Source organism: Nocardioides daphniae (assembly GCF_004777465.1).
Taxonomy (GTDB): Bacteria; Actinomycetota; Actinomycetes; order Propionibacteriales; family Nocardioidaceae; genus Nocardioides; species Nocardioides daphniae.
In genome coordinates this window covers 344208-355861 of sequence record NZ_CP038462.1, presented here as the reverse complement: position 1 = coordinate 355861, position 11654 = coordinate 344208, and the positions used below count along the sequence as shown (strand labels likewise).

Here is an 11654-nt window from a genome sequence, read left to right as displayed (position 1 = left end):
GAGGCACGATCTTCCGCATGGAATCTCTGCTCGGTCTCGCATTGCTGGTCCTCTTGATTTGGCTGGGGGTGCGGAAGAGCCGAGCAAGTGACACCAACGGGGCCCTCTCCGACAGTTCGTTTCGCGACCAGATCGAATCGTCGATCCAGCGGGATCACGGTCCAGCGTCTACCTCTTCCGGCCATCTGCGTCCCTTGAAGGGGAAGACCAACGCAGATCACCGACCCCCTGCACCGACTGGTCAGGGTCAAGGTGCCTGGTCACCTCGCACGCATCAGCTCGAAGTGGCCGGAGAGTGGTACCGAGCGGCCGACCTCCGGAGACTCTTCTCCCGCCACGCCAAGTTGTCCGAGGACGGAGCCGAGATCCGACTCCCGGCAGTTCTCGTTCCAGACCCCTCGAACCCTCATGACAACAACGCCGTAGCCGTGTTCGTCGACGATCTGCACGTCGGTTACATGGAACGCCCCGACGCCGAGAGGTACCACCAGCACATCGCAGCGCTGCCGGGTGGCGAACTCGTGGTGGCCTCACGACAGTGGCTTCGCGCTGCTGGCCGCGAGACGTGGGCGCGTGTGACGCTCTCGCTCCCAGATCCAGAACACCTTGCGTGCCCCAACCTCTTCGATGCCGACTGTGTGATGCTGCCGCCCGGCTCCACCATTCAGGTCACCAAGGAAGAGCAGTACTTGGAGCACCTCGTCGACCTGCTGGATCGCTACGGCACCGAAATGGTGGTAGCTGCTTCGCTCCGGTCAGCAACCGAGGTGCGGCCACGCTCGACCGTGGACCTCGTGGCGGTGGACATCGACGGCCAGCAGGTTGGCGTTCTTTCGGCGACGCAGACCGCCAACTTTCTTCCGTTGGTCAAGCGGGCGGAAGCGGAGGGCAGAAGGATCTTCTGCCGTGCGTCCCTACGCGGCAACACCTTGAAGGCCGACGTGGCGCTGCACGCCCGAAAGGCTCACGAGTTGGATGAAGCAGAACTGAGGGTCGTATTCGCCTTCCGCGCCGACGGCTGAGCACGAGCCACCCGCACAAGAATCAACCCCCGATGGACAAATCGGCACCTGGCGGACATGTACGGGGTGACGCATCCCTGCATGGAAGGACCTGACCATGGACCTCGACCACCTGCTCGCCGACTCCGCGCCGGCGACCACACGACGTACGGACGCACTCCGCGCCGAGCTCCGCGCCCTCGTCCTCGCCACCGAGCCGGCGCCGGCGGTGCGGCGACTCAGCAGCGTACGAGTGGGGGTCGCCGCTGCGGCCGCGAGCGTCTTCCTCGGGGTCGGGGTGGTGGGAGCCGCGGCGAGCGGGCTGCTGCCGACACCGGCGTGGGTGCCGTGGGCGACCGAGTCGGGCAGCGCCTGCGAGATGGAGTTCTCCGTGGCGCCCGCGCTCGTCGACGGGGGCCAGGCCAACGGTGAGCCGCTGTCGCGGAGCTACTCCGCGGCCGAGCAGGAGTAGGCGCTCGACGTGGCCACCGCCTTCCTGGCCTCCTACGACTACGCCGCGATCGACACCGACGAGGCCATCGCGGCCGTGCCGTCCACGGAGCCGCCGCGACTGACCGGCGACGACCTCGAGATCAGCGCCGTCGGCCGCATCGTGTGGAGCGACCTCGACGCCCACATGGACGCCGCCGGCGTGCCCACCGAGCTGGTCGTCTCGAGCCAGGGCTGGCGGTGCGACGAGTGACCACCGACCAGTCCGCGCAGATGCGGGCCGCGCTCCAGGGCACGGCCGACGACCTGCTCGGCTACTTCGAGCGGCGGCGTACGCACCCGCGCGAGGACGCCGCGGACCTGCTGGCCGAGACCATGCTCCAGGCGTGGCGGCGGGTCGACGCGATGCCGGAGGCGCCCGAACGGCGGCGGATGTGGCTCTTCACGATCGCCGCCCACGTGCTGGCCAACCACCGGCGCTCCGCCGGGCGACGCAACGCCTTGGCCGACCGGCTCCGGGCGCAGGTCACGCCGGCGGCCGAGGAGCACGTGGCCGACCCCAGCGAGACCACCGCGGTCCGTGACGCCATGCTGCGCCTGCACGCCGCCCACCGCGAGCTCGTGATGCTGATCCACTGGGACGGCTTCACCGTGACCGAGGCGGCCGAGCTGCTGGGGCTCAACGCCTCGACGGCGCGCAGCCGCTACTCCGCAGCGCGGCAGCAGTTGCGCGAGGCGTTGCTCAGCTCAGCGACGATCGCGTCGTAGCAGTTCAGCGGAAGGTTCGAGCCGCCTGGTGACTCGAACCTTCCGCTGGCGTCTTCGACTCACGGCGGTCAGAGGTCCCTACTTCCAGTTCTTCTTGAATGCCGGGAAGTTCGCCTCGATTCGCAGGCTCGTCGCTGCGCTCTTCTGTGAGCTGGCTCCCAGGTCGAACCCGAACTTCTTCAACGACAGGCCCAGTCCGCTGTCGACGGAGTGCGACCGGTTGCTCTTGATGCTGATGGTCACCTGGGTCGCCCCATTGTTGAGCACACTGTTGACGGCTGCCGAGAAACCGGGCTCGTCGGGCCAGCGCAGCGGGCGTGGGTCACGCGGCGGGCTACCGGTGCCGAGGGACTTGTAGTCGAATCCGCTGTTTTCGACCTTGCGTTGCTCAGCAGATGCGTTGCCGAACTTCAAGAGCTTGCCGCCGGCCTTGCGGATTGCACTCACTTCTCGGAACGTCTCGCAAGTGATCGTGGCGGCACCGAGCTCGTTCATGATTCTGATGGCTTCGTTGTAACGGTCCCTCAGCGACCACTCGTCGTACTGGCCGAAGGGGATAAGGAACGGAGCACCATGGCTCGGGGCCCGGACGTAGATCACCTTGGGGCGCACGATGCCTTCCGATGAGCGCGCATCAGCGGCCGAGGACAACGGCAACTGGGTCACCTCGACCTGGCTCTTGAGCTTGACGGGCTCATCCTCGTAGTAGGCGATGAGTTGGGTCATGGGTGATCTCTCCTGACGAAGCGCGTACCCATGAACAGTAGGTGTTCGCACGGACCGCGTTGCGCGAGATGGCGACATCACCGATGTTGGTTCTGCCACGATCCGTCCATGGCCAAGTACGACGCGATGGGACGCTTCCTCGAAGACGTGCCTGCGCACGAGTCAGAGGTTGAACTCACCTTCGGTTTCATCGACACCCTGGTGGGTTCCTTGCCTCCGTCGGCAAGGACGACACGCACGTGGTGGGGCAACAGCTCACACGTCCAGTCACTCGCGTGGCGGAGGAGCGGGTGGCACGTCCGCGCGGTCGACATGGCGGGCCGTACGGTCGTCTTTGCCCGCGGACGAGTGGGGGGCACCTACGCCGACCGCTCGCGTATCCCAGCGGATCCCACACATTCGTCGGCTCCCCGGCGTGGGGAAGCCACCTGTCCATCGCCACCGCTCGCACCCGTCGGGGCCCCAGTGGACGTTCGAGTCACCTTCAGGTGGAGCCGCTTGGGCGCAGTAACCCTCGACCCCTCCGACAAGCTCCTGTTCCCCCGCCCCGTCCCAGCAATGCCTGGGATCTATTCCCTGACCCTGACCGGCATCAGGGAGCGACCCCAGGTCTACATCGGAGAATCCGACAACCTACGGCGACGACTCACGTCGAACTACCGGAACCCCGGGCCGCGTCAACGGACCAGCCTGCGCATCAACGCACTGGTTCGCGCGCACCTCGCCGCCGGAGGGCAGGTGGAGGTGGCCATCTCGACCGCCGCGGAGGTGTCCACACCAACTCCACCCGCACCCCTCGACCTTTCGCGCAAGGCGGGACGGCTACTCGTGGAGAGCGCCGCAGTGGTCCTCGCACAGATCGACGGGACCGCCGATCTCGAGAACCTCGGTTGAGAGAGCCACGGCTGACACAATCGGCCAAGGACACCGGACGGGGGCAACGATGCGCGGCGACGAAGCACGGGTGGTGGCGGCCTTCTGCGCACACCTGGAGGCTGACGGCTGGGCGGTCGAGAGGGAGGTCAACCACGTCGACGTGACGGCGACGCGTCGCGGTCAGACCCTGTACGCGGAGGCGAAAGGCCGCACGTCTTCCGTCGGCCTCGACGTCGACACCCTCTACGGGCAACTCCTTCGCCGCGTCCCGGACGAGGCGAGCGACTCGATCCTCGGCGTCGTGGTCCCGGAGCTAGGGGTCACGGCGGCACTGCGGGTGCCTGAGTGGGTGCGGACGCGGTTGCGGGTCCACGTCTGGTCGGTGGCCGAGGACGGTGACGTGCGACTGGTGTGGTCACCTCGCTGACGCCCCCTGAACGCAACAGCCCCCTTGAACGCCGCAGCTCCCGGAACCGTCCCCCCAAGGCCGGTTCCGGGAGCTGTCGTGCGCGGGTGCGCAGCGTACGAGCGTCAGACGACGTCGCGACGGTTGTCGACGTGGTGCTCCTCGACGTGGCGCGTCTCGCCACGCTGCTTGTTCATGATCAGGCCGAGCACGATCGACAGCACTCCGGCTGCGACCAGGATCCAGCCCAGCGTCTCGGTGGCGACGTAGTCGTCGAGTCCGGGGATGTTCACGACCCCGAGGCCGAAGATCAGTCCGAGGACGATCAGCACGATTCCGAGTCCGAGTCCCATGGTGTTACCTCCCGGGTGTGGTGCGGCCCGTGCCGCACGCTCTGGACGGACCGTGCCCCCTCGCGCGGGGCACGAAACGTACGCCCTGACGCGCGGTCTGGACCGCAGGCTGCGGCAGGCGTCAGGCAGAGCCGCCCAGCGGTAGGCGCAGCACGGCCTCGGCCGTTCCGTCCGCCGCAGCCACCCGCACCGGGACGCCCCAGTCCTGCTGGTGCATCCGGCAGGCCGCGCCCTCGCCACCGTCGGCGTCGCAGGACGCCGCCCGGGCCGCGACGTGCAGCACGCCCTCGCCGACCCGCGGGTCGAGCACGAGGCGCCGGGTCAGGTCGGTGCCGCGGCCGCCGCCCTCGCGCAGCAACGCCTCCGGGGTCGAGCTGACCAGCAGCTGCGACGGCGGCCCGAAGCGGTCGTCGACCTTCTGGCCGGGCGGCGGGGTGAAGTCGACGACCAGGTCGAGCTCCGCGCCGATCTCGGTCACCGGGCGCTGGGTCCGGTGCGCGAACGCCTCCACCTCGACCACGCCGCCGAGCGGCACCCGGCTGATCCGGTGGGCGGTCGACTCGACCACGTCGAGCGCCTGGCCGTCCTCGCTGAGCAGCAGCGCGCTCGGCTCCGACAGGCCGGTCGCCACCGTCGTCACCTCGCGCGTGGTGGGCGAGTAGCGGCGTACGGCGCCGTTGTAGGTGTCGGCCACCGCGATCGAGCCGTCGGGCAGCACGGCCACGCCGAGCGGGTGCTGGAGCAGCGCCTGGTCGGCCGCGCCGTCGCGGAAGCCGAAGTCGAAGAGGCCGGTGCCGATCGCGGTGTGCACCGTGCCGGCGCCATCCTCGAACTCGACCCAGCGCAGCGCCGAGGTCTCCGAGTCGGCCAGCCACAGCCGCTCACCGTCGGCCGCGAGTCGCGACGTCTGCGCGAACCACGCCTGCTCGAGCGGGCCGTCGAGGAGCCCCTCGTTGGTCGTACCGGCGGCCACCTCGACCGCGCCTGTGCGCGGGTCGAAGGTCCAGAGCTGGTGGATGCCGGCCATCGCGACCCACACCCGCTCGCGCCACCAGGCGACGTCCCACGGGCTGGAGAGGCGGCTGGTGCCGTCGCCCCCCATCCACTGCTGGCCGTCGCCGGCGAGCGTACGCAGCCCGCCCGACGCCAGCTCGACGCCGACGAGGCGGTGGCCCACCGTGTCAGCGACGACCAGGTCGTAGCCGACCTCGGCCGCCACGTCGGCAGGCAGCACGCAGATCCCGTTGGGCTCGGAGAAGCCGCCGATGCGCTGCACGACCTCGCCGTCCGCACCGAGCAGGACGACCTCGTCGTGGCCGGCGTCGGCGACGGCCAGGCGGCCGTCGGGCAGGCGTACGACGGAGGCCGGGAAGCGCAGGTCGCTCGGCGTCACCTCGGGGGCCACGTAGGGCGAGTCGCCCGGCTGGAGCGTGCCGCGCTCACGGTGCTGCGGGACCAGGTCGGCGAGCAGCGCGTCGATGGCGTGGGCGTGGCCCTCGCCCGCGTACTGCGCGACCACGTAGCCCTCCGGGTCGACCAGCACCAGCGTCGGCCAGGCGCGCGCCGTGTAGGCCGACCAGGTCGTGAGCTCGGGGTCGTCGAGCACCGGGTGGTGCACGCCGTAGCGCTCGACCGCCGCGACCAGCGCGTCCGGGTCGGCCTCGTGGACGAACTTCGGCGAGTGCACGCCGACGACGACCAGCTCCTCGGCCCACTTCTCCTCCCCACCGGCCGCAGCTCGTCGAGGACGTGCAGGCAGTTGATGCAGCAGAACGTCCAGAAGTCGAGCAGGACGAAGCGGCCACGCAGCTCGCCGATCGTCAGGTCACGGTCGGTGTTGAGCCAGCCTCGGCCGGTGAGTTCGGGGGCGCGTACCTTCACCCGACGATTCTCGCCTGCGGGTGGTGAGCGCGCGTCAGCGACGGCGGACCGGTGCCGACCACGCGGTGCTGGGCGTCACGCGAACGCTGCTCGGCGACCACCACCCACCCGCTGCTGCTTGACGGAAGCGCTGGACCCGACGACCGTCGAGCGCGTACCGCTTCGCCCGGTCGCAGCGGCTCGATCGCGCTGCCATCTGTCCCCTGTCGGCGCCCGCCCCTAGGGTGTGCGCATGACCAACCTGACGCCCTACGTGGACATCTGGTGGAGCGCCATCGCCGACTTCACGCTGCTGCTCGAGGACCTGCCCGAGTCGGCCTGGTCGTTGCCGACCGACCTGCCGGGCTGGACCGTGCGCGACGTCGCCGCCCACACCGCCCACCTCGAGCACCTGCTCTCCGGGGGCGCGCACGACGACGTCGAGCTCGGCGAGGTGCCGCACGCGCGCGGCTTCATGGGGGTCTTCACCGAGCAGGGCGTCGTCGCGCGACGCGACCGCTCCCACGACGACCTGATCCGTGAGATCCGCGAGTCGGCCACCGCGACCCACACCGCGCTGCTGGCCGACGGCACCCCCGATCCCGAGGCGCCGGCGCGCGACCCGTTCGGCGCGATCGGCTGGACCAGCACCACGCTGTGGAAGAACCGGCCCCTCGACCTGTGGATGCACGAGCAGGACGTACGCCGTGCCGTCGACCTCCCCGGCCACCTCGACACCCCCGGGGCGAGGCACACGGTCGACTACCTCTCCGACTCCCTCGGACTGGTCCTGGCCAAGCGGGCCAAGGCCGCCCCGGGCACCACCCTGCGCCTGGACGTCGAGGGTCGCGCACCCCGCGCCTGGGTGGTCAACGACCGGTCGCGGCGAGGAGCTGACCGAGGTGCCCGACGCCGCCGACGTGCGGCTCACCTTCGAGCCCGAGGCGTTCATCCTGGTCGCCGGCGGGCGTCGGGGCCCCGAGCGCCTCCAGATCGGCGTCGAGGGCGACGTCGAGCTGGCCCAGCGGGTCCTCGAGGCGATGGCCGTGACGCCGTGAGGCGCCTCCGCGTCGGGTCACCGCGATGAGCAGCGACCCCACGATCTGGCACCCCGGGACCACCCCGGACCTGAGCGGTCGCACCTACCTCGTCACTGGCACCAGCCCCGGCGGCATCGGGCAGTACGTCGCCCGCGACCTGGCCGCGGCCGGCGCCCGCGTCGTGATGGCCGCCCGCAACGCCCGCCGCCTCGCCAGCGCCGTCGACCTGGTGCGGGGCGAGGTGCCGGACGCCGACCTCGACGAGCTGCTCCTGGACCTCGCCTCGATGGAGGCCGTCCGCCGCGCAGCCCACGAGGCCGAGCACTTCGGCCCGCTGCACGGCCTGGTCAACAACGCCGGGGTCATGGTCTCGGCTCCGCAGCGCACTGCCGACGGCCTCGACCTGCAGATGGCGACCAACCACTTCGGGCCGTTCCTGCTCACCGGCATGCTGCTCCCACAGCTCGCCGCCTCCGGCGACGGACGTGTCGTCTCGGTCAGCTCCCAGGCCCACCGCGCCGCCCGCACCGCCCCGACCGGGGAGCCACGGATCACCGAGCCGCCGAAGATCCGGATGCAGGCCTACGGCCAGTCGAAGCTCGCCAACCTGCTCTTCACCTACGAGCTCGACCGCCGGCTGCAGCAGGCCGGCCTGCCGGTCAAGGCGCTGGCTGCCCACCCCGGCTACTCCGCGACGCCGCTCTTCGCCAACGGCCGCTTCGGGCGGCCCTCCGGCGGCGGCGCCTCGATCGTCGACGCCGTGCACAAGGCGCTCGCGCAGCCCGCGGCCCACGGCGCCTGGCCGATCCTGATGGCGACCGTTGCCGACCTGCCCGGCTCCACCTACTGCGGTCCGAGCGGACGCGGGGAGGCCCGGGGCCTGCCCAAGGTCGTACGCCCCAGCGACCTCGCCCTCGACCCCGCGGCGCAGCACGAGCTGTGGGAGGTCAGCGAACGGACCGTCGGGCTGCGCTACCCGCGCTGAGAGCGCACCTGCGCAGCCGCGACACACCCGTCCAGACCGGCGGTTCAGCCGGCAGGAGTCAGGAGACAATGTCGCACATGTCGACTCTCTCGGGCACCGTCCCCCTCCCACCCCGGCGGCGCCGTCGGGTCGCCCCGGCGGTGGCCGGCGCGGCCCTCGCGCTCCTGCTGCCGCTCGCCCCTGCCTCCGCCGACGAGCCGCTCGACCGGAGCTCGCGCCCCGGGTGGAAGGGGAGCACCCCTGCCGTCGTTCAGCCTCGGGACCTCGACCGGGCCGCCCGCGTCGAGACGCCGCGCGCCGGCGCCCTGCCGAAGGTGAAGAGCTGGTCGCGGCCCAAGGCGCTGGTCAGCGCGCCGAACGGGTTCCAGTCCTACGACATCGCCCGCAACGGCAAGGGCGCCGGGATCGTCGCGTGGACCGAGATCGGCCGCAAGGGCGTACGACCGTGGTTCCGCCGCGTGACCGCGCGCGGGAAGTGGTCGAAGCCGGTCCGCCTCGCCGGCTGGAGCAAGCAGGTCGGCGACGGCGGCATCTCCGGGCAGGTCGCCGTCTCCCTCGACCGCAGCGGGCGCGCCGTCGTCGGCTGGACCGCCGCGAAGAAGGTGGGGAAGAAGTGGCGCACCGGTGTGCAGGTCGCCACCGTCAGCCCCCGCGGCAAGGTCGCCCGGCGCTGGATCACCGCGACCGCCCCGCCTCCCCCGCACCTGAGGGTCCACACCTCCCCCAACGGCCACACCGTCGTGTGGTGGAACGGACACGACCCGAAGGCCTGGGGCCACCCCGTGCACTTCGTGAGCTGGAAGGGCCGTGCCGGCTGGACGCGCCTGAAGTACGCCCGTGACTCCCGGTGGATGCCCGACGAGGGCGGCGACGCCTCCGTCAGCACCTCCGGCCTCGTCACCGCGACCTGGGTCGAGCGCGGCGGCAGCCTCGGCGGGCGCCTCCGGGCGGTGACCCTCGACAGCAAGGGCACCGTGACCCAGCGCGTCGCCGCGACCGCCAGCAACATGATCATGAACTCGACCCACACCGCCACCGACGGCGGCAACGTGACCGTCTCCTACATGGACTCCTGGTACGACACCAGCGGGAGCCTCAAGGACACCTGGTACACGGTGCGCCGCACCAACGGCGTCTGGGCCGCCCCGACCGTGACGCCCAAGAAGAGCCCGGGCGGCAACACCTGGGACATCGACGGCAACAACTCCGGCAAGGTCGCCATGATCGGCCTGGGCTACTCCGCCGAGAACCCGCCCGAGTGGGTCACCGTGACCGCCGGAATCCAGGCGAAGCCCGGCGGCGCGTGGGACGTGCGCGGCGTGCAGCCGAGGGTCCGCAACGAGTGGTCGTACTTCAACCCCGGCGTGCACATGACCGCCAACGGCAAGGTCCTGGTCTCCTACCGCGCAGGGCTCAACGGCGTCGCCTGGCAGAAGAACGGCGCCTGGGTGCGCGCAGGCATCAACCGCTTCGGTGACTTCAAGTTCGCCAGTGACAGCCGGTCGCGGGTCAGCCTGCTCGCGGTCTCCAAGCACAAGGGCTGGAGCCTGACGCTCTACACGAAGAAGTTCTGAGCCGTCGCGGAGCGCGTCACTTCTTGGCGCGCTCCGCGTCGCGCACCCGCACCAGGCCGCTGCGGTGGCCGACGTACGCCGCCCCGTCCTTGCCGAGGGCGACGAAGCTCAGCCGCGGGGTGTGCAGGACGCCGGTGCCCGTGCGTACCGCGAAGGCACGCTTGCCGTCGCGCACGTCGAGCGCGGTGAGGTACCACGCCGAGACGCCCCACGCCGAGGGCCGCTTCGCCATCGTGTAGACGAGGCCGGTGGCCCACGAGACCACCGGACGGGTGCTCACCGCCGCCACCGGGTTGGTCCACACCACGCGGCACGCGCCGTCGGCGTGGTCGACGCGCGCCATCCCGCCGGTGGGCGTGAAGCCGAGCAGGGTCGAGGCGACCGAACGACGGCCGTGGTCGTTGGTGACCACGACGCCGGACCCCACCGAGACCAGCGACGTCTCGGTCGCGCTCTCCCCACCGTCGAAGACGGCCGACTTGCAGACCTCCGCGCCCGTCGAGCGGTCGTGGAAGGCGACCTGCATGCGCGGCTCGGCGTTGTCGGCGATCGCGACCAGGTTGTCGTCGACCAGCGCCGGGCCCGAGCCGGAGCCCTGCGCGATCTGGCCCGACTTCACCTCGACGCCCCGGTCGTACGTCGTGCGCCACGACACCTTCGCCGCCCCGCGGTCGTCGACGACGAGGCGGTAGAGCGCGCGGTCGGTGGTGACGAAGACGCCGGACTCGTCGACGCTGAAGGGCTGGGTGATCTGCTCCTCGAGGTCGAGCACCTTGGCGCCGCCGGCGACGGTGTCGAGCATGCCGACCCGGCCCTGGTAGCTGACCCACCAGATGCGGCCCGACCAGTCGGCCATCGCCCGGACCAGGCAGTCGTCCTCGCCGATGAGCTTGACCAGGTTCCAGGTCTGGTCGACGGTCAGGTCGGGCTCGCCGTCGGCGTCGGCGGTGCCGATCGCCTGGATCCGGCCGTCGGTGGTGGCGAGCACGGCGCGGTCGCCGTTGTCGAGGTAGAAGCGGGCGCCCGAGCAGGCGTCGGCCCGGACCGCGTCGTCGGTCTGCGACGCAGCGGGCAGGCGCTTGGTGGCCAACGGACGCATCGACTCCGGGTCGAGCACGTGCAGCAGCGGCCCGCGGCGGTCGTGGCAGATCGCGACGAGCCGCCCGTTGGAGGCGAACTGCATGCTGCGGCAGCTCTCCAGCCCGTACCAGGCGCTGTCGGACTCGGGGTTGTCACCCAGCGGGCCGGGCCGGTTGATCTGCGAGTCGGCGAGCCACGGGTGCTGCGACGGCTCGTCGACCGTCGAGCGGCTTCGCGGCGACCTGACGACCCTCGTACGCCGGCGTGACCAGCAGTCCGCCGTTGCTCGGCACCGGCAGCGTCCCGTCGGGCAGGACGACCACCACCGCCGCCAGGACGACGGCGACCAGCACGCCGATGCCGGCGCCCCGCCAGGAGAGCCGGGGACGCGGCACCCGCGACCTCACCTGCGGGACGAGCAGCAGCGCCCCGACGACCACGATCGTGGCCGGACCGATGGCGCCCCACAGCAGCGCCCCGAGGGCGACGAGGATCCAGCCCACGTCAGCGCGCCCCGCCGGCCGGCCGGTCGCTC

General features: G+C 71.2%; 15 protein-coding genes. 9 read left to right on the top strand and 6 right to left on the bottom strand.

Features of this window, described 5'->3' with window-relative positions; translation table 11 throughout:
* Positions 1 to 260: 260 nt before the first annotated feature.
* Positions 261 to 449: a hypothetical protein gene (locus E2C04_RS01765; protein WP_135831300.1), complete on the bottom strand. Its 189-nt coding sequence runs from the start codon at positions 447 to 449 to the stop codon at positions 261 to 263.
* On the opposite strand from E2C04_RS01765, the gene E2C04_RS01760 reads away from it, so the two are divergent.
* The 4 genes from E2C04_RS01760 (at position 429) to E2C04_RS01745 (ending at position 2219) form a co-directional block, all read left to right on the top strand.
* Complete coding sequence (locus tag E2C04_RS01760) at positions 429 to 1022, top strand: hypothetical protein (RefSeq protein WP_145965125.1); 594 nt, start codon at positions 429 to 431, stop codon at positions 1020 to 1022. The genes E2C04_RS01765 and E2C04_RS01760 overlap by 21 nt on opposite strands.
* A 97-nt stretch (positions 1023 to 1119) precedes the next feature.
* Entirely contained in the window at positions 1120 to 1473 is a 354-nt protein-coding gene (locus E2C04_RS01755) for a hypothetical protein (RefSeq protein WP_135831298.1), read from the top strand.
* A 9-nt stretch (positions 1474 to 1482) separates the two neighbouring features.
* Entirely contained in the window at positions 1483 to 1704 is a 222-nt protein-coding gene (locus E2C04_RS01750; RefSeq protein WP_135831297.1) for a hypothetical protein, read from the top strand.
* Complete coding sequence (locus E2C04_RS01745) at positions 1701 to 2219, top strand: RNA polymerase sigma factor (protein ID WP_135831296.1); 519 nt, start codon at positions 1701 to 1703, stop codon at positions 2217 to 2219. Before E2C04_RS01750 ends, E2C04_RS01745 begins: the two co-directional genes overlap by 4 nt.
* Before the next feature lie 78 nt (positions 2220 to 2297).
* On the opposite strand, the gene E2C04_RS01740 is transcribed toward E2C04_RS01745, so the two are convergent.
* Positions 2298 to 2945: a hypothetical protein gene (locus E2C04_RS01740; RefSeq protein WP_135831295.1), complete on the bottom strand. Its 648-nt coding sequence runs from the start codon at positions 2943 to 2945 to the stop codon at positions 2298 to 2300.
* A 108-nt stretch (positions 2946 to 3053) separates the two neighbouring features.
* Here E2C04_RS01740 and E2C04_RS01735 point away from each other — a divergent pair, with 108 nt between their 5' ends.
* Together E2C04_RS01735 and E2C04_RS01730 are read left to right on the top strand one after the other, a co-directional pair.
* A complete protein-coding gene (locus E2C04_RS01735) occupies positions 3054 to 3839 on the top strand; it encodes a DUF7662 domain-containing protein (protein ID WP_135831294.1) in 786 nt (261 codons plus the stop codon).
* Positions 3840 to 3888: 49 nt separating this feature from the next.
* Positions 3889 to 4248: a hypothetical protein gene (locus E2C04_RS01730; RefSeq protein WP_135831293.1), complete on the top strand. Its 360-nt coding sequence runs from the start codon at positions 3889 to 3891 to the stop codon at positions 4246 to 4248.
* 104 nt (positions 4249 to 4352) lie between these two features.
* Here the strand turns inward: E2C04_RS01730 and E2C04_RS01725 are convergent, their stop codons facing one another.
* Together E2C04_RS01725 and E2C04_RS01720 are read right to left on the bottom strand one after the other, a co-directional pair.
* Entirely contained in the window at positions 4353 to 4580 is a 228-nt protein-coding gene (locus E2C04_RS01725; protein ID WP_135831292.1) for a DUF6458 family protein, read from the bottom strand.
* A 121-nt stretch (positions 4581 to 4701) separates the two neighbouring features.
* Positions 4702 to 6267, bottom strand: coding sequence for an NHL domain-containing thioredoxin family protein (locus tag E2C04_RS01720; RefSeq protein WP_238694393.1), 1566 nt, complete (start codon positions 6265 to 6267; stop codon positions 4702 to 4704).
* A 426-nt stretch (positions 6268 to 6693) separates the two neighbouring features.
* On the opposite strand from E2C04_RS01720, the gene E2C04_RS01715 reads away from it, so the two are divergent.
* The 3 genes from E2C04_RS01715 (at position 6694) to E2C04_RS01705 (ending at position 10039) form a co-directional block, all read left to right on the top strand.
* On the top strand, positions 6694 to 7527 hold the full coding sequence (locus E2C04_RS01715; protein ID WP_194098871.1) for a maleylpyruvate isomerase family mycothiol-dependent enzyme: 834 nt from the start codon (positions 6694 to 6696) through the stop codon (positions 7525 to 7527).
* Complete coding sequence (locus tag E2C04_RS01710; RefSeq protein ID WP_135831291.1) at positions 7524 to 8465, top strand: SDR family NAD(P)-dependent oxidoreductase; 942 nt, start codon at positions 7524 to 7526, stop codon at positions 8463 to 8465. Before E2C04_RS01715 ends, E2C04_RS01710 begins: the two co-directional genes overlap by 4 nt.
* Before the next feature lie 77 nt (positions 8466 to 8542).
* On the top strand, positions 8543 to 10039 hold the full coding sequence (locus tag E2C04_RS01705; protein ID WP_135831290.1) for a hypothetical protein: 1497 nt from the start codon (positions 8543 to 8545) through the stop codon (positions 10037 to 10039).
* Positions 10040 to 10055: 16 nt separating this feature from the next.
* Here the strand turns inward: E2C04_RS01705 and E2C04_RS01700 are convergent, their stop codons facing one another.
* Both E2C04_RS01700 and E2C04_RS01695 read right to left on the bottom strand, forming a co-directional pair.
* The gene (locus E2C04_RS01700; protein WP_135831289.1) at positions 10056 to 11222 is read right to left on the bottom strand and encodes a hypothetical protein; all 1167 of its coding nucleotides are present in this window, start codon (positions 11220 to 11222) and stop codon (positions 10056 to 10058) included.
* 49 nt (positions 11223 to 11271) lie between these two features.
* Positions 11272 to 11622: a hypothetical protein gene (locus tag E2C04_RS01695; protein WP_135831288.1), complete on the bottom strand. Its 351-nt coding sequence runs from the start codon at positions 11620 to 11622 to the stop codon at positions 11272 to 11274.
* Between the last annotated feature and the right edge of the window lie 32 nt (positions 11623 to 11654).